Below are 15,874 nucleotides of genomic sequence, written 5' to 3'. Positions count from 1 at the left end.
CTATCGCGTTTGCGCCGGCGCCGGCGCGGGGAGCAGCGGCGCGCCGTTGGCTTGGAGGTCGGCCTCGGCCTCCCGCGGGCCGATGCGGACATATTTGACGATCAGCGCGACATCGATGATGGCGAGCGCGCTGTAGAACAGCACGAAGGCCGCGAGGCTCGCCGCGACATTCGACGCGGGGACATTGGAGACGCCGAGGAACGTCGGCATCGTCGCGTCGATGATCCACGGCTGCCGGCCATATTCGGCGACGATCCAGCCGAGTTCGGCGGCGACCCAGGGCAGCGGCAGGCTATACATGGTCATGCGCAGGAACCAGGGCTTGCCGCAGCGGCGCCGGCTGGAGAGATAGAAAGCGACGGCGAAGAGCCCGATGAAATAGAACCCCAGCGCCACCATGATGCGGAACGACCAGAACAGCACCGGCACGTCGGGAATCGTCGACAGCGCCGCTTCGTGAATCTGCGCGTCGGTCGCATTCTCGATATCCGGCCGAATACGCTTGAGGAGCAGCGAATGGCCGACGTCGCGCATCGAGGCTTCGAGTTCCGGCGGAACGGCGGCGTTGGGATGGCCGCCTTCTTTCGCGAGCCACTGATAGCCGGCCAAGCCGTCGCGGATGCGCACTTCGGAACGTTCGACGAGCGCCTTGACGCCTTCGACGGGCTTATCGAGCGAACGCGTCGCGATCAGGCCCAAGACCCAAGGAATTTTGATCTCGTATTTCGTCGTTTCGCTCTTGAGATCTGGAATGCCGAAGAGGGTGAAAGACGCCGGCGGCGGCTCGGTTTCCCACATCGCCTCGATCGCCGCGATTTTCATCTTCTGGTTCTCGCCCGCAGTGTAGCCGCTCTCGTCGCCAAGCACGACGACCGAAAGCGCGGAGGCGAGGCCGAAGCTCGCGGCGACAGTGAGCGAGCGGCGGGCGATGTCGACATGACGGCGGCGCAGGATGTAATAGGCGCCGATCGACAGGACGAACATCGCGCCGGTGACATAGCCGGCGCTGACCGTGTGCACGAATTTCGACTGCGCGACGGGATTGAACAGCACCTCCGTGAAGGAGGTCAGCTCCATCCGCATGGTCTGCGGATTAAACGCCGCGCCGACCGGATTCTGCATCCAGGCGTTGGCGACGAGAATCCACAGCGCCGAGAAATTGGCGCCGAGCGCGACGAGCCAGGTGACGATGAGATGCTGCACCTTGCTCAAGCGATTCCAGCCGAAGAAGAACAGCCCGACGAAGGTCGCTTCGAGGAAGAACGCCATCAATCCTTCGATGGCGAGCGGCGCGCCGAAAATGTCGCCGACGTAGTGGGAGTAATAGGCCCAATTGGTGCCGAACTGAAATTCCATGGTGACGCCGGTGGCGACGCCCATGGCGAAATTGATGCCAAACAGCGTGCCCCAGAACTGCGTCGCCTCTTTCCAGACTTTTCGTCCGGTCATCACATAGACGCTCTCCATGATGGCGAGGAGAAGGGAAAGGCCCAACGTCAGCGGCACGAACAGGAAGTGATACATCGCCGTCAGCGCGAATTGCAGGCGCGAGAGCGTGACGACGTCGAATTCGAACATTTTGAGCTCCTGATCGATGTCAACGCGGCGCAGTGGCGGACAGCGCTTCCGCCATCTGCGCCGGCGTCACCCTAATGCGATGCGCGGGGCCGAAGAACACAACGTAGAGCGCGACGAGCGCCAGCAACTTGAACCCAAGCGCGATGGCGATCTCGCGTCCTATTCGCCTTGTGCGCATCGACTCATCCCCTAGCGTTGCATGGCTCCGACGCAGCCTTATGACAGGGCGCGGCGCAGCCGTTCGATGCCGAGCAGTTTCATGATGTAGCGCTCATAGACAGGCTCGCTCTGTCCCTTGCGGACCTTACGCAGGAAGTATTTCTCATAGGCGATCTTGGCGAGATGCACCCACCGCCCCTCGCTCGACCAATTGACGTTGCGCGGCGGAATCTGCGGCTTGGCGACGAAGGCGACGCCCTTGTCGCCGAAATCCGCCAAGCAAACCGCATTCCACGTGCCTTCTTCCTTTGCTTCGCGTCCGGCGATCAGCGCGGCGATATTATGCGCCGTCGCCGTGACCATCGACTCGATCATATAGCCGGTCTTCGGCGTGCCCGTCGGCACCGGCGTCGCCTCGACAGGCGGGATCGCAACGCAGACGCCGACGCCGAAAACATTTCGATATTTCGGATTGCGTTGATTCTTGTCGATGATGACGAAGCCGCGCGGATTGACCAGTCCCTCGACGCCCATCAGCGCGTCAACGCCTTTGAAGGCCGGCATCACCATGGCGAATTTGAACGGCACTTCGTGCTCTTTCTTGACCTGTCCCTGGTCGTCGAGCTCGGCGCATTTGAGAAGGCCCGGTTCGATGGCGGTCGTCTTGGCGTTGACGATCCATTTGATGTCGCGATCGCGGAACGCCGATTCGAGCATTCCCTTCGTATCGCCGACGCCGCCCAAACCCAGATGGCCGACATAGGGCTCGGACGTGATGTACGTCATCGGCACCTTGTCGCGGATGCCGCGACGACGCAAATCGGTGGAAAGGATCATGGCGTATTCATACGCCGGACCAAAACATGAGACGCCGGGCGCCGCGCCGATGATGATCGGGCCGGGATTCTTACAGAACTCCTCATAGGCTTTCGATGCGGTCTCGGCATGTTGCAGGGTGCAGATCGAATGCGTGTGTCCGCCGTGAGGTCCAAGTCCGGGCAATTCCTCAAAGGCAAGTTTCGGCCCGGTCGCAATGACGAGGTAATCGTAAGCGACGCTCTCGCCATTCTGCAGTTCGAGACGGTTTTCGTCAGGCAGAACGCGCTTTGCGCCGACGGGAATAAAATTGATCTTCTTCTTCTTGAAGACCGGCGCGAGCGGAACCTTGAGTTCTTCCGGCTTGCGCCATTGCACCGCGAGCCACGGGTTGGACGGCGTGAACTGGAAATTCTCGAGATCCGAAACGACCGTGACCTGATGTTGCTTGGAAAGTCCCTCTCGGACCTCGATCGCCGCGGCGACGCCGCCGATCCCCGCGCCCATGATGACGATGTGAGCCATTTCAGTCCCCCCTTTGCGCTTTGCGCGCATTAAGTTTCGCGCTGACGGTTGCGCTCGTTGGCGACGACATGCACGCTTGTCGCGCGCATGTCCGCGACTTAGTCACGCTGTGCGTCGCAGAGCGAACGCAATGCCGCCAGATTGACGATCTCGGCGCCGCCGCGCGACAATTTTACCCAGCCGCAGCGCTCAAATGCTTTCAGCGTGCGGCCGACGACTTCGCGCGCGGTGCCGAGATCGGCGGCGAGCGCCTGCTGCGTAGCGGCGATCTTGTCGCCTGCGCCGCGCAGCGCGAGAAGACGTTCGGCCAGGCGAACATTGATGCGCGTGCACACGATTTCCTCGATGCGCGACATTAGCGTGGCGAGACGCTTGCCGTAGCCCTCGAACACCAGCCCACGGAAACCTTCGGACGTGTTCATCAGCGCGTTGAAACGATCAGCGGGCACGACATAGGCGATGACGTCAGTTTCGGCGACCCCCTCGGCCGCGTAGGCGTCGTCCGAAAGCAGCGAGGCAGTCGTCAGAACGCAGGTTTCATTTGCGCCGACCCGGTAGAGCACGATTTCCCGGCCCGATTCGGTCACCCGCTGCACGCGCACCGAGCCCGAGACGATCAGCGGAAAATGGACGCATTGATCGCCCGGCCGAAACAGCACCGCGCCGCGCGGGATTTGCTTGCGCACGACCGAGTCGCGCAGAAGAGTCTTCGTCGCAGCGTCAAGGCTGCGCAAGGAAGGCGTTTCGTCGACCCAATCGGACGCCATCATCTGCCCTTCGTCGCTCACGATCCAAAGTCGTCACTTAAGCGCGCTGCGAACGATTAACGCGCCCATGCTGAACGTCGATGACGCCTAGAAGGCGGCGCCTGATTTGGCGCCGTACCGCTTCAGCGCCATCGCCAACGGGCAGAGGCCGGTGAAGGCCGCCTGCAGCAGATTGACGCCGACGAAAGCGGTGAGCAGGAGCCACCACGGACTAAACAACTGCGCCAAGAGCAGGCTCAGGAGGACCATGGTCCCGGCGAAAGCCATAACGATGCGATCAATGCTCATGACGAATGCTCATCGCGTGAGTTCCTTCGATTTGGCGCGTGCGCGCGGTTTAGTCGGCTTGCCGCACTGCTCGGCGCAGAACATTTCATAGAGCAGTCCGATGATCCGCGAGACATTGCCGTCGGCCAAGGAATAGTAAATCGTTTGCGATTCTCGGCGTGTCTTGACGAGCTTGTCCTCGCGGAGCCGCGCAAGGTGCTGCGACAGCGATGATTGGCTGAGCCCGATCGCCTCCTGCAGCTTTGTCACCGAGAGTTCGCCCCCATGCAGCTGGCAGAGCACCATCAACCGATGGCGATTGGCGAGCGCCTTGAGAAAGCTTTCGGCCTCCGCAGCTTTCGGCGCGAGCGCAAGCAGATTTACATTCATAGTTACTAAATTACAATTATTGAATATAATTGTCAAGCCGGAAACGCGCCGGATGGGACGCGCCGTGCGCGACGCGCCAGGGGCGAGGCGTTAAGAGCGATATGTCGCATTCATTCCGAAGGCCTCGCCGGTATATTATGTGCGCCTAATTTAATCGGATCATGCGACATCGAGCGAATTGGCAAGGGAGACTCCAATGATTGAATTTCGCGCGCCGACGCGTCGATCATTGCTTTTGATGTTGGGCGCCGCCATCGCAGGGATTGGCGCAGCGACGAGAGCGCAAGCCAGGACGAGCAAAGCCGCCGCCGCCTATCGCGGCGCGCCAAACGGCCGGCAAAGCTGCGTCAATTGTTCCTACTTCAACGCGCCCTCGGGGTGCGGCGTGGTGAGCGGTCCCGTCAGCGCGCGCGGCTGGTGCACCCTTTGGGGCTGACAAAGCCTCATAAGGAGAGTTCGAGGCCGGCGCGCCGCCCTTTCTGCTTTTATAGGGACAGGCGCGCATGGCATTAAATTCGCTATTGCTAATTTATGTTTTCTGCATATAACTAAGCGCATGAGACAGATGGGCCGCTCTTATCTTGCGCCGACGGCGCTCCTCGCAGCGCTGACGTATTCCTTGGGCGCTTCCTTGGGCGCGAATGCCGGAGAGGTCACAATCCGGGTCGCCCCGGTGGATGACCTCAAGGCGGTCGTCGCCTCGGTCGAGCCGGCGCATCAGTTGACGGCGCGGGCGCGGATCGGCGGCACCGTGAGCGCGCTCAAGATCAAAGAGGGCGATGACGTCGCCGGCGGCGCGGAGATCGCTTCGGTCGTCGATCAGAAGCTTTTTCTGCAGATGGAGGCGCTCGATCAGCGCATCCGCTCTCAGCAGGCGCAGCGCGATAAGGCGCAGGGCGATTTCGGCCGCGCGCAGGAACTGTTTCGGCGTGGAGTCTATACCAAGGCGCTGTTTGATCAGGCGAAGACGGCGCTCGACGTCGCCGACCGCAACCTCTCGGCGCTGCGCTCCGATCGCAGCGTGATCGAACAGCAGGCGGCGGAAGGCTCGGTGCGCGCGCCGGGGCCTGGCCGCATCCTCACCATTCCGGTTTCCGTCGGCCGCGTTGTCATGCCGGGCGAAACCATCGCGACGATCGCCGAAGACAAATATATCCTGCGTTTGCAATTGCCCGAGCGCCACGCGCGTTTCATGCGCGCCGGCGACAAGGTCGAGATCGGCGCGCGCGGCTTGCACGCGGAGGCGAGCGGTGGGCGCAAGCAGGGTCGCGTGCGCATCGTCTATCCCGAAATTCAAGGCGGCCGCGTCATCGCCGACGTTGACGTCGTAGGGCTCGGCGACTATTTCGTCGGCGAACGGGCGCGGGTTTACGTCACGACGGGCAAGCGTGACACAATCATCATCCCGCGCAACGCGGTCTATCGACGCGCCGGAGTGGATTTCGTCCGACTCGCTTCCGGCGAAGAAGTCGTCATTCAGCTTGGCGAAGCGCGCGGCGACGGCGTCGAGATTCTTTCCGGCCTCCATGACGGCGACGTGGTGTCGACGCCATGAGCGATGAATTTCGTCCCGGCATTTCCGGCACGCTGACCCGCGTCTTCATCAATTCGCCACTGACGCCGCTGCTGCTGCTCGCTTCGATCCTCGTTGGACTGATCGCGCTGCGCTCGCTGCCGCGCGAGGAGGAGCCGCAGATCTCCGTGCCGATGGTCGACATCATGGTGTCGGCCAACGGCTATAAGGCTGAAGATGCGATCGAACTCATCACCCGCCCGCTCGAGGACATCATCAAGGGCGTCAATGGCGTCGAGCATGTCTATTCGCAGACGCGCGATGACAATGTGGTCGTCACGGCGCGCTTTTATGTCGGCACGCCGCAGGACAACGCCGTGCTGCGCATTCACGACAAGATACGCGCCAATATCGGCGAATTGCCAAAGGGCATTCCGGAGCCGCTGATCGTCGGCCGCGGCATCGACGACGTGGCGATCGTTGTGCTGACGCTCTCCGCGAAGCCCGAGCGCGCCGACAGATGGACCGACAACGGCCTCTATCAGGTCGCCGAGGAATTGCAGCACGACCTCACCAAGGTCAATGACGTCGGCTTAAGTTATATCGTCGGCGGCAGCCCCAATCAGATTCGCGTCGAACCCGATCCGGAGCGCCTGTCGCAATATGGGGTGACGCTCAATCAGCTCATCGACAAGCTGACCAACGCCAACCGCTCCTTTCTCGTCGGCGCGTTTCGCGAGGCCAATCGTGCCGTGCCGGTCGTCGCCGGCCAAACTCTGCAGGGCGTTCCCGACATCGGCCTGCTGCTGCTCACCACGAGAGACGGACGGCCAGTCTATGTAAAAGACGTCGCCGATGTGCGCGTCGGCGCCGCCGAGCCCGACCGCCGCAGCTGGACCATGACCCGCAATGCAGCGGCCGGTCTCGATAAGCGTCCCGCCGTCAGCATCGCCATCGCCAAGCGGAAGGGCGCCAACGCCGTGATCGTCGCCGACGAGATCATGCATCGGCTCGAGGCGGTCAAGGGCCGCATCGTCCCCGACGATATCGAGATCGCGGTGACGCGCGACTATGGCGAGACGGCGACCGAAAAGGCCAATGAGCTGCTCTTCCATCTGGCGCTTGCGACCGTCTCGATCGTCGCGCTCATCGTGGTGATGGTCGGCTGGCGCGAGGGCGTCGTCGTCCTGGTCATCATCCCAACGACCATTCTGCTCACGCTCTTTGCTTCATGGCTGATGGGCTACACGATCAATCGCGTCAGTCTTTTCGCGCTGATCTTCTCGATCGGCATTCTGGTCGATGACGCCATCGTCGTCGTTGAAAACATCGTGCGCCACTGGCATATGCGCGGCTCCCGCAGCCTGATCGATACGGCTGTCGAGGCTGTGGCGGAAGTCGGCAATCCGACCATCGTCGCGACGCTCACCATCGTCGCCGCGCTGCTGCCGATGATGTTCGTCTCGGGTCTGATGGGGCCCTATATGAGCCCCATTCCCGCGAACGCCTCGCTCGCGATGATCTTTTCCTTTTTTGTCGCCATGACCATCACGCCCTGGCTTCTGCTCAAGGTCGCCGGCAAGCGTTTCGCACAGGAGCGCGGCGACGGCGTCGATCACGCGCATGCACGCGGCCCCATGGGCAATTTCTATGTGCGCGTCGCGACGCCTTTGCTGAAGGGCCGCAAGCGCTCGCAATGGTTTCTTACGGCCGTCGGCCTCGCGACTCTTCTCTCCATGGGGCTTTTCGTGACGAAAACCGTCCGCGTGAAGCTGCTGCCTTTCGATAACAAGTCGGAGATCGCGGTCGTCGTCGATCTGCCGCGCGGCGCGTCGCTCGAAGAAACGGATCGCGTGCTGACGGCGGCGGCCGAGCGCTTAAAGGACATTCCGGAGCTGACCTCCATCCAGTCCTATGCCGGGACCGCCGCGCCCTTCAATTTCAACGGTCTCGTGCGGCATTATTATATGCGCAAGGCGCCGGAGATGGGCGATCTGGCGATCAATCTGCAGCCGAAGGCCGAGCGCAGCCGCGCGAGCCATGCGATCGCGCTCGACATTCGCAAGCGGCTCGAAGGCCTGCCCGCGCCGGAGCATACCGCGATCAAGGTCGTCGAAGTGCCGCCGGGTCCGCCCGTGCTGTCGACGCTGCTCGCCGAAGTCTATGGTCCGGACGCGCAGTCGCGGCGCGATCTCGCGGCGAAAGTGCGCAAGGCTTTTGACGCGGTCGATTTCGTCGTCGATACCGACGACAGCTTCGGCCAGCGCGCCGAGCGCCTGCGCTTCGAGATCGATCAGGAAGCGCTCGAATATCACGGCGTCGAAGAGCGCGCCGTCTACGACACGATCGGCGCCCTGGTCGGCGGCGTGAAGATCGGATTTTCGCAAAAGGGCGGCGGCGCGAAGCCCATCGATATTTCCGTGGCGTTGCCGCGCGGGGCCATGACGCCGAGCGAGCGCATCCTGTCGACGCCGCTGCCTGCCGGCGGCACGGCGCGTCAGGGCGCCAATGTCGAGCTCGGCGACGTCGTCAAGGCGACGCGCGAACTCGGGTCCTATCCGATTTTCCGGCATAACGGCCGCTTCGCTGAAATGGTCAGCGCCGAGGTCGCCGGACGTTTCGAAGCGCCGATCTATGGCATGCTCGCGGTCGAAGACGCGATCGACAAGATCGATTGGGGCGCCTCAGGTCCGCCGACGATCAAATATCACGGCCAGCCGCTCGATGATTCCAAGCCCACGCTGCTCTGGGACGGCGAGTGGGAGGTGACCTATGTCACCTTCCGCGACATGGGCGCCGCCTTCATGGTGGCGCTGCTCGGCATCTATCTTCTCGTCGTCGCGCAGTTCGGCTCGTTCAAACTGCCGCTGGTCATCCTGGCGCCGGTGCCGTTGACGCTCGTCGGCATCGTCATCGGCCATATTTTGTTCAACGCCGCCTTCACCGCCACCTCGATGATCGGCTTCATCGCGCTCGCCGGAATCGTCGTGCGCAATTCAATTCTGCTCGTCGATTTCATCCGGCATTTGCGCGCCGGCGGCATGAGCTTGCGCGCGGCGCTGATCGAGGCGGGCGCCGTCCGCTTCAAGCCGATATTTCTCACCGCCGCCGCGGCGATCATCGGCGCGGCCTTTATCCTTACCGATCCGATCTTTCAGGGCCTCGCCATTTCGCTGGTCTTTGGCCTCGCCTCATCGACGGCGCTGACCCTGCTCGTCATCCCCGCGATCTATGTCGTCTTGCGCGACGACGAAGTCACAAGGAGGGCCTCATGATCGAAGACTGGGCGGCGCTCGCCAAGAAGCTCTCCGCCGACATAAGAGAATTGCGCGTCGGTTCGCCCGAGGTGATGAAAGCCTTTTCGGCGATGGCGATATCGGCGGGCGCGCAAGGCGCGCTCGACCCCAAGACAAAGGAACTGATCGCGCTTGCGGTCAGCGTCGCGGTGCGCTGCGACGATTGCATCGCTTTCCACGCCAAAGCCGCATCACAGCGCGGCGCGACGCGCGAGGAGGTGATGGAGACGCTCGCCATGAGCATCTACATGGGCGCCGGACCGTCGGTGATGTATGCGAGCCACGCGCTCGCCGCCTTCGCCCAGTTCGACGCCGAAAAGCAGGCCTAAGAAGAAAGGAACGAACAATGGCTCTGGGCTCTCTCTTGTCGAAACTCGCGGGCGGCGGCGGCGGCGCGCCGACGATCGAGCATGACGATTTCTGCCGCATCGTCGCGGACAAATCCTGCGCCATCGTCGATGTGCGCGAGCCGCATGAATATGGCGCCGGCCATGTGCCGGGCGCCAAGAACATGCCGCTCTCGAGCTTCGATCCGACGAAGCTTCCGAAGGGCGACGTTGTCCTCATTTGCCAGGCGGGCGGGCGTTCGGCCAAGGCGCTGGCGCTGGCCGAAGGCGCCGGACGTAAGGATCTTCGCCATTACGCGCCGGGCACTGGCGGCTGGCGCGCGCGCGGCGGCGCGGTGGAATAGGCAACCCGGCGGGTTGACCTGCGCGATCTGTCATCCCCGACGCGCGTAGCGCGATCGGGGATCCAGATATCACGTAAGTCACGATCGCTTCGCTAAGCGAAGCGTCGGGGCTCAGCCTGAAGCGGGTTACGCCGCCTTGCCAAGCTTGGTCGCTTCCGTCACCTCGTTGATCTTGCCGGTCTTCACATCATAGATGTAGCCGTAGATCGGAATGTTTTTCGGCACCAGCGGATGCGAACGGATGCGCGCGACGTCCTGCGCGACGCTTTCCTCCTGATTCTCGATCGTGTGCCATTTGACGAAATGGCCGGCTGAACAGCCGCCGCCATGTTGCGGGTTCGACCAGTTCTTGCCGTCGAAATTCGCCGTCGCGAGATTATCATCCAGCAAGTCGCTCATGACCTCGTCGCAGAACAGCTCCATGCCGCAATTGGTGTGGTGAATGACGAACCACTCCTTGGTGCCGAGCAGCTTGTGAGAAATGACGAGCGAGCGAATCGCATCGTCCGAGGCGCGCCCTCCGGCGTTGCGGATCACATGCGCGTCGCCTTCCGACAGGCCGGCGTATTTTGCGGGATCGAGACGTGCGTCCATGCAGGTCAGGATCGCAAAACCACGCGCCGGCGGCAGCGCAAGTTCGCTCTTGCTTCCGAAATTGGCGACGTAAGCATTGTTCGCCGTTACGACCTCGCTGACGATCTGGCTTGCCATGTGTCTCTCTCCCTTGTTGCCGTGTTGCTTCGAAGTTTTTTGACCTTCCTCAACATTGAAGCGCTTCAGCTTCCTTTTCAAGCAGACAAGACGCACGATCTTCGTGACATAGTCTCTTGACGATCCGCGATATATATTTCGGGAGCGTCGGCGCTGATACTGTATAACGTTCGCGCAGCTGCGCACGTCTAAGGGAGATGGTTGTAACGAATGTCCGATTTCGCAGATTTTTTTCCTGGATTCGCTTCGCATTGGATCGATGCGCCGGCTGGAAAGATATTCGCCCGCGTCCACGGCGAGGGCCGGCCCGTGGTTCTGTTGCACGGGTTCGGCGAGACGCATGTCGCCTGGCGCAAAATTGCGCCGGCGCTCGCCAAACGCTTCAGCGTCGTTGCGATGGATCTGCGCGGCTATGGCTGGTCGTCGGTTCCGGCGAGCGAGAAGGGCGAGCAGTATACGAAGCGCGAAATGGCCGCCGACGTCGTCGCGGTCATGGAATCGCTCGGCCATGTGCGCTTCACACTGATCGGTCACGACAGGGGCGCACGCGTCGGCCAGCGCCTCGCGCTCGATCAGCCCGGTCGGCTCGATAAGATTGCGCTCATCAATATCGCGCCGATTGATGATGACTTCGGCGATGGGGATTTGCAGCGCGTCGGACGCGCGCGTTTCCTCGCCGCAGAGGCCCCCAAACCGGAAGAGCTGATCGGGCTCGATCCGATCGGCTTTCTCGACGATGCGCTGATGAACGCAACGAAATCGAAGTCGCTGGAGCCGTTCGGCGCGGAAGCGCTCGCCGCCTATCGCCAAGCCTTCAACGACCCGGCGCGCATTCACGCCTTCTGCGAGGATTTTCGCGCCGGCGCCAACATCGATCGCGAGCAGCTTGCGGCCGACAAGGCCGAGGGCAAGAAGCTCGTCATGCCGACGCTCATTGTCGCCGGCGAGGCGACATTCCCAACGGATGGCCCTTCGCTTCTCAACGCGTGGCGCGAATGGAGCGACGACATCGCCGAGGCGCGCGTCGAGTCCGGCCTTTATCCGATGGAGGAGGCGCCGGCGGAGACGCTCGTCGCCCTGGAGAAATTCCTGTGAGCCTCTATCGCGGCAAGACCGTCGCGCTCGCCCTTGGCGGCGGCGGCGCCCGCGGGCTTGCCCATATCTGCGTGCTCGAAGCGCTGGACGACCTCGGCGTACGGCCGGTCGCCATCGCCGGCGCCTCGATCGGCGCCATCGTCGGCGCCGCCTATGCCGCAGGCTTCTCGGGCGCGGAGCTGCGCGCCCACACTCAGGCCATACTCAAGAACCGCATCGGACTCGCACGCCGGCTGCTTCATGCGCGGGCGCGGGGGCGAAAGCGGCTGCTGTCCCGCGTCGCGCATCCGCTGTTGTTCGACGGCGAGCGCTTTCTCCACGCCTTCTGGCCCGAAGGCGTGCCGGAGCGCTTTGAAGATCTAAACATTCCGCTGCAGGTCGTCGCCACCGATTTTCGCCGCCGCATCGAGGCGGTCTTCGCCACGGGACCATTGCGTCCCGCCGTGGCTGGGTCGATGGCTATTCCGGGCATCGTGCGGGCCGCCGCAAGCGATCACGGCTATTTCGTCGATGGCGGATTGGTCAATCCGCTTCCTTATGACCATCTCTGGGGCCTTGCCGACATCGTCATCGCCGTCGACGTCTCCGGCAATTTCGGCGTCGAGACCGGCAAGGGGCCGCCGTCCGCCTTCGAGACGATGATCGTCGCGAGCCAGATCATGATGAACGCGATCAGCTCGCGCATGATCGCCGAGCGGCCGCCCGACGTGCTCATCCGACCGGAAGTGCATCAATATCTCGCGCTGGACCTCTTCAAGGCGTCGCGCATTTTCGCCGCCGGCGACGCCTGCCGCGACACGCTGCGCCAGGGACTGGCGCAGGCGGCGCTGCGGTTAGAGGCTCGGAGCAAGATCGTTTGAGGCGGATCGCAGATGCGATCCGCCTCAAACGTGAATCCTGCTCCATCCTTTAAATCAGAGCGCGCCTTAAGCGAAAAACCGGATTCCACTTTTTCGCGAGCCGCGCTTTAGCGCCGCGCCTGAAAGAATTCGCGCAGGAGCAGCGCCGCCTCGCTTTCGCGAATGCCGCCATAGACGTCGGGCCGATGGTGGCAGGTCGGCTGCGCGAAAAACCGCGGCCCGTGCTCCACGGCGCCCCCCTTCGGATCGCTTGCCGCATAATAGAGCCGCCGGATGCGCGCGAAGGAAATCGCGGCCGCGCACATGGCGCAGGGCTCGAGCGTCACATAGAGATCGCAGTCGACGAGGCGCTCCGAGCCGATCGCGGCGCAGACTTGGCGAATCACAAGCATTTCGGCGTGCGCCGTCGGATCGCGATCGCGCAGCGTGCGATTTCCGGCGGCGGCGATGATTTCGCCATTGCGCATGAGCGCTGCGCCGACCGGAACTTCGCCCGCCGCCGCGGCAACCCGCGCCTGCTCGAAGGCGGCGCTGAAAGGGTCCTTGCCATTCATTTGCATCTCTTAAGCGAACCCCGCTTCAAAGCGCGCTTGGCGCCTGCTATCAGAACCCATGACCGAAAAGAACCGAAATACCCGCACCGGCTCCGCCGGCGGCGATCGGCCCCTGCGCCGACCCGCCAAGAAGACGCCGGCCGCACATGCCGCGCGCGACGACACGAGGCCCGCAAAGCCACGCTTCGACAAACCTCGCCTTGACAAACCTCGCCTTGACAAACCTCGCTTGGACAAACCTCGCTTCGACAAACCCGCCGCGCGCGACGCCGAAAGCGCGCGCGGGAAGCGCCCCGGCAAGACCCTCGGCAAGCCGCCCGCCAAGTCCCCCGCCAAGTCCCCCGTCAAGCAGCGCGTCGCCGCGCCTGCGCCCGCGCCTCGCGAAGGCGCCTTCGAAGGCGATCGCATCGCCAAGGTTATGGCGCGCGCCGGAGTCTGTTCGCGACGCGACGCGGAGCGTTGGATCGCGGAAGGCCGCGTCGCCGTCAACGGCCGCGTGCAAACGAGTCCCGCCTTCAACGTCAGCGACAGCGACAAGATCACGGTCGACGGCGCGCCAATGCAGGCGCGCGAGCGCACGCGACTCTTTCTGTTTCACAAGCCCGCCGGCTTTGTCACCACCGCGCGCGACGAAGAAGGCCGCGCCACTGTGTTCTCTTATCTTGAGGAACATCATCCGGACTTGCCGCGGCTCGTCAGCGTCGGCCGGCTCGACATCAATACCGAAGGGCTGCTGCTGCTCACCAATGACGGCGGCCTCGCGCGCACGCTCGAACTGCCCGCGACGGGTTGGACGCGGCGCTATCGCGTGCGGGCGCATGGCGCGATCGATCAGGCGCAGCTCGATTCATTGGGCGACGGCGTGACGATCGACGGCGTCCACTATGCGCCGATCGAGGCGCGGCTCGAACGCGAGCAAGGCGCCAACGTCTGGATCGCGATGAACCTCACCGAAGGCAAGAACCGCGAGATCAAGCGCGTCATGGCGCATCTCGGGCTCGACGTGACGCGGCTCATTCGGGTGTCATACGGGCCCTTCCAGCTTGGCGATCTCGCGGAAGGCGCCGTCGAAGAAGTGCGGCTGAAAACGCTGCGCGAGCAATTGGGCAAATCGCTCGCCGAACTTGCCGGCGTCGATTTCGCCGCGCCGCTGCGCGAGAAGGAGCCGGCGGAACAGCAGGAGATTCGTGCGCGCGCCGAGAAGCGGCCGCGCAAACATGTCTCCACGCTGCGCAAAGAGAAGGACGAGCGACGCGACGCCGGACCGCGGGCGCGCGTGACGCGCGGCGCGGTCGCCGATCGCAAGGGCCGCGCCGTCGCCGTGGAGCGGGTGACGCCGACGAGACGGCGCGACGAGGCGGCGGCGCCTTCGCGCAACGCCCGGCGCTTCGATGCGATGCGCGCCGATGGCGCGCCGCAACAGCCGAAGGCGCGATCCGAACGCCCCTCGCACGACAGCAAACCGCGCGGAGAGCGTTTCCCGCGCGCGGACGGGCGTCGCCGCGACGAGCGGGCCGCGCCCGAGCAGCGCCGTGCGCCGCGCTTCGACGAACAGCGCGGGGCGCGTCCGGCGACGCGCGCGCCGCGCGAGCGGGGAGCCGAGGGACGCGACGAACGCCCGCGCAACACGCAGAGATTCGAGAAGCGGCCGGACGACCGCGCCAGCGGTCAGAGAAATTATCGCGCGGCCAATCGCGATGACGCGCGGTTCGAAAAGCGTCCGCCGCGTCGCGACGGCGACGAGGCGCGACGGGATACGCGCGGCGCCAGCGCGACGACGCGCCAGGAGCGGCCGCGGACATTCGACAAGCGCCCGGCGCGCGGCGGCGAGCGCGAATTTTCGGCTGGCGACCGCGCGCCTCGCGAGCGCAAATTCGATCAGCCTCGCTCTGGCGGAGACGCGCGGCCCTCGCGCAGCGGCGGACCGTCTCGGGGCCCGCACAAAGGTCCACGCAGCGGACCAGGCAAAGGTCCCGCGGGCGGTCGAGGCGCGCCGCGCAAAGGACCGCCTAAAGGACCCTTCAAGGGACCGCGCAAAGGGCCGCCGAAGGGACCCCGCAAGCCGCGCGGCGCATAACTATGCGCATCGTCGGCGGCGCCCTACGCGGTCGAGCGCTTTCGGGACCACGTTCGCAGGCCATTCGACCAACCTCCGAACGGCTGCGCGAATCGGTTTTTGACATTCTCGCGCATCGCTTCGGCGATCCGGTTGCGGGCGCGAATGTCGTCGATCTCTTCGCCGGCGCCGGCGCGCTCGGGCTTGAGGCCGTGTCGCGCGGCGCGGCGCGGGCGCTTTTCGTCGATGACGGCGCCGAGGCGCGCGCGCTGCTGCGCGCCAATATTGAAGCGCTGGGACTTGGCGGCGTCACCCGCATCTTTCGCCGAGACGCCACCAAGCTCGGCGCCGCGCCGGCGGGCGAAAGGTTTTCGCTCGCCTTCCTCGATCCGCCCTATGGCAAAAATCTCGTGACGCCAGCGCTCATCGCGCTTGTCGACGGCGGCTGGCTTGCGCCGGACGCCGTCGTCGTCGTCGAAGAAAGCGCCAAGGCGCACATCAACCTGCCGGCGAATTTGCTGCGCGAAGACGAACGCCGCTACGGCGACACGCAATTCGTCTTCGCGCGCTATTCTCATTAGCGTTGGCGGATACCG

Annotated in this window: 17 protein-coding genes; 9 read left to right on the top strand and 8 right to left on the bottom strand. The window is 63.9% G+C overall.

The features are described 5' to 3' along the window. The 6 genes from ACR65T_RS04560 to ACR65T_RS04535 form a co-directional block, all read right to left on the bottom strand. Complete coding sequence (locus tag ACR65T_RS04560) at positions 1 to 1,578, bottom strand: cytochrome ubiquinol oxidase subunit I (RefSeq protein ID WP_434495367.1); 1,578 nt, start codon at positions 1,576 to 1,578, stop codon at positions 1 to 3. A 19-nt stretch (positions 1,579 to 1,597) separates the two neighbouring features. Next, the gene (cydP, locus tag ACR65T_RS04555; protein WP_434495366.1) at positions 1,598 to 1,756 is read right to left on the bottom strand and encodes a cytochrome oxidase putative small subunit CydP; all 159 of its coding nucleotides are present in this window, start codon (positions 1,754 to 1,756) and stop codon (positions 1,598 to 1,600) included. Positions 1,757 to 1,794: 38 nt separating this feature from the next. Beyond that, a complete protein-coding gene (locus ACR65T_RS04550) occupies positions 1,795 to 3,078 on the bottom strand; it encodes an NAD(P)/FAD-dependent oxidoreductase (protein WP_434495365.1) in 1,284 nt (427 codons plus the stop codon). Between the two features lie 98 nt (positions 3,079 to 3,176). Next, entirely contained in the window at positions 3,177 to 3,866 is a 690-nt protein-coding gene (locus ACR65T_RS04545) for a Crp/Fnr family transcriptional regulator (protein ID WP_434495364.1), read from the bottom strand. A 66-nt stretch (positions 3,867 to 3,932) separates the two neighbouring features. Next, complete coding sequence (locus ACR65T_RS04540) at positions 3,933 to 4,133, bottom strand: YgaP family membrane protein (protein WP_196404778.1); 201 nt, start codon at positions 4,131 to 4,133, stop codon at positions 3,933 to 3,935. 9 nt (positions 4,134 to 4,142) lie between these two features. Then, positions 4,143 to 4,502, bottom strand: coding sequence for an ArsR/SmtB family transcription factor (locus tag ACR65T_RS04535; RefSeq protein WP_434495363.1), 360 nt, complete (start codon positions 4,500 to 4,502; stop codon positions 4,143 to 4,145). A gap of 196 nt (positions 4,503 to 4,698) precedes the next feature. On the opposite strand from ACR65T_RS04535, the gene ACR65T_RS04530 reads away from it, so the two are divergent. The 5 genes from ACR65T_RS04530 (at position 4,699) to ACR65T_RS04510 (ending at position 10,002) form a co-directional block, all read left to right on the top strand. Further along, positions 4,699 to 4,938: a high-potential iron-sulfur protein gene (locus ACR65T_RS04530; protein ID WP_434495362.1), complete on the top strand. Its 240-nt coding sequence runs from the start codon at positions 4,699 to 4,701 to the stop codon at positions 4,936 to 4,938. Between the two features lie 129 nt (positions 4,939 to 5,067). Beyond that, positions 5,068 to 6,057 (top strand): efflux RND transporter periplasmic adaptor subunit, encoded by a 990-nt coding sequence (locus ACR65T_RS04525; protein WP_434495361.1) that lies wholly within the window; start codon positions 5,068 to 5,070, stop codon positions 6,055 to 6,057. Continuing rightward, positions 6,054 to 9,290, top strand: coding sequence for an efflux RND transporter permease subunit (locus tag ACR65T_RS04520; protein WP_434495360.1), 3,237 nt, complete (start codon positions 6,054 to 6,056; stop codon positions 9,288 to 9,290). The genes ACR65T_RS04525 and ACR65T_RS04520 overlap by 4 nt, the downstream gene beginning before the upstream one ends. Next, positions 9,287 to 9,640 (top strand): carboxymuconolactone decarboxylase family protein, encoded by a 354-nt coding sequence (locus ACR65T_RS04515; RefSeq protein ID WP_196394169.1) that lies wholly within the window; start codon positions 9,287 to 9,289, stop codon positions 9,638 to 9,640. The genes ACR65T_RS04520 and ACR65T_RS04515 overlap by 4 nt, the downstream gene beginning before the upstream one ends. Positions 9,641 to 9,657: 17 nt before the next feature. Further along, complete coding sequence (locus ACR65T_RS04510) at positions 9,658 to 10,002, top strand: rhodanese-like domain-containing protein (RefSeq protein WP_434495359.1); 345 nt, start codon at positions 9,658 to 9,660, stop codon at positions 10,000 to 10,002. Between the two features lie 126 nt (positions 10,003 to 10,128). On the opposite strand, the gene ACR65T_RS04505 is transcribed toward ACR65T_RS04510, so the two are convergent. After that, positions 10,129 to 10,713: a carbonic anhydrase gene (locus ACR65T_RS04505; protein WP_434495358.1), complete on the bottom strand. Its 585-nt coding sequence runs from the start codon at positions 10,711 to 10,713 to the stop codon at positions 10,129 to 10,131. Positions 10,714 to 10,923: 210 nt separating this feature from the next. Here ACR65T_RS04505 and ACR65T_RS04500 point away from each other — a divergent pair, with 210 nt between their 5' ends. Both ACR65T_RS04500 and ACR65T_RS04495 read left to right on the top strand, forming a co-directional pair. Then, a complete protein-coding gene (locus ACR65T_RS04500; RefSeq protein ID WP_434495357.1) occupies positions 10,924 to 11,808 on the top strand; it encodes an alpha/beta fold hydrolase in 885 nt (294 codons plus the stop codon). Further along, positions 11,805 to 12,668, top strand: a complete 864-nt coding sequence (locus ACR65T_RS04495) for a patatin-like phospholipase family protein (RefSeq protein WP_434495356.1) — start codon at positions 11,805 to 11,807, stop codon at positions 12,666 to 12,668. Before ACR65T_RS04500 ends, ACR65T_RS04495 begins: the two co-directional genes overlap by 4 nt. A gap of 107 nt (positions 12,669 to 12,775) precedes the next feature. On the opposite strand, the gene ACR65T_RS04490 is transcribed toward ACR65T_RS04495, so the two are convergent. Further along, positions 12,776 to 13,222 (bottom strand): nucleoside deaminase, encoded by a 447-nt coding sequence (locus ACR65T_RS04490; RefSeq protein WP_434495355.1) that lies wholly within the window; start codon positions 13,220 to 13,222, stop codon positions 12,776 to 12,778. Positions 13,223 to 13,280: 58 nt separating this feature from the next. Here ACR65T_RS04490 and ACR65T_RS04485 point away from each other — a divergent pair, with 58 nt between their 5' ends. Together ACR65T_RS04485 and rsmD are read left to right on the top strand one after the other, a co-directional pair. Continuing rightward, complete coding sequence (locus ACR65T_RS04485; RefSeq protein ID WP_434495354.1) at positions 13,281 to 15,299, top strand: pseudouridine synthase; 2,019 nt, start codon at positions 13,281 to 13,283, stop codon at positions 15,297 to 15,299. A 2-nt stretch (positions 15,300 to 15,301) separates the two neighbouring features. Continuing rightward, positions 15,302 to 15,859: a 16S rRNA (guanine(966)-N(2))-methyltransferase RsmD gene (gene rsmD / locus ACR65T_RS04480; RefSeq protein ID WP_434495353.1), complete on the top strand. Its 558-nt coding sequence runs from the start codon at positions 15,302 to 15,304 to the stop codon at positions 15,857 to 15,859. Positions 15,860 to 15,874 lie beyond the last annotated feature (15 nt).

Origin of the sequence: Methylocystis sp. (assembly GCF_051061285.1) — a bacterium.
Lineage (GTDB): Bacteria > Pseudomonadota > Alphaproteobacteria > Rhizobiales > Beijerinckiaceae > Methylocystis.
Note: the sequence above shows the minus strand (reverse complement) of the source record. Positions and strands in the feature narration are given on the sequence as shown.

Bases quoted from the DNA above. Each gene is read 5' to 3' on its own strand.
- ACR65T_RS04560 (WP_434495367.1), bottom strand. From the start codon at position 1,578: ATGTTCGAATTCGACGTCGTCACGCTCTCGCGCCTGCAATTCGCGCTG.
- cydP (WP_434495366.1), bottom strand. From the start codon at position 1,756: ATGCGCACAAGGCGAATAGGACGCGAGATCGCCATCGCGCTTGGGTTC.
- ACR65T_RS04550 (WP_434495365.1), bottom strand. From the start codon at position 3,078: ATGGCTCACATCGTCATCATGGGCGCGGGGATCGGCGGCGTCGCCGCG.
- ACR65T_RS04540 (WP_196404778.1), bottom strand. From the start codon at position 4,133: ATGAGCATTGATCGCATCGTTATGGCTTTCGCCGGGACCATGGTCCTC.
- ACR65T_RS04535 (WP_434495363.1), bottom strand. From the start codon at position 4,502: ATGAATGTAAATCTGCTTGCGCTCGCGCCGAAAGCTGCGGAGGCCGAA.
- ACR65T_RS04530 (WP_434495362.1), top strand. From the start codon at position 4,699: ATGATTGAATTTCGCGCGCCGACGCGTCGATCATTGCTTTTGATGTTG.
- ACR65T_RS04525 (WP_434495361.1), top strand. From the start codon at position 5,068: ATGGGCCGCTCTTATCTTGCGCCGACGGCGCTCCTCGCAGCGCTGACG.
- ACR65T_RS04520 (WP_434495360.1), top strand. From the start codon at position 6,054: ATGAGCGATGAATTTCGTCCCGGCATTTCCGGCACGCTGACCCGCGTC.
- ACR65T_RS04515 (WP_196394169.1), top strand. From the start codon at position 9,287: ATGATCGAAGACTGGGCGGCGCTCGCCAAGAAGCTCTCCGCCGACATA.
- ACR65T_RS04510 (WP_434495359.1), top strand. From the start codon at position 9,658: ATGGCTCTGGGCTCTCTCTTGTCGAAACTCGCGGGCGGCGGCGGCGGC.
- ACR65T_RS04505 (WP_434495358.1), bottom strand. From the start codon at position 10,713: ATGGCAAGCCAGATCGTCAGCGAGGTCGTAACGGCGAACAATGCTTAC.
- ACR65T_RS04500 (WP_434495357.1), top strand. From the start codon at position 10,924: ATGTCCGATTTCGCAGATTTTTTTCCTGGATTCGCTTCGCATTGGATC.
- ACR65T_RS04490 (WP_434495355.1), bottom strand. From the start codon at position 13,222: ATGAATGGCAAGGACCCTTTCAGCGCCGCCTTCGAGCAGGCGCGGGTT.
- ACR65T_RS04485 (WP_434495354.1), top strand. From the start codon at position 13,281: ATGACCGAAAAGAACCGAAATACCCGCACCGGCTCCGCCGGCGGCGAT.
- rsmD (WP_434495353.1), top strand. From the start codon at position 15,302: ATGCGCATCGTCGGCGGCGCCCTACGCGGTCGAGCGCTTTCGGGACCA.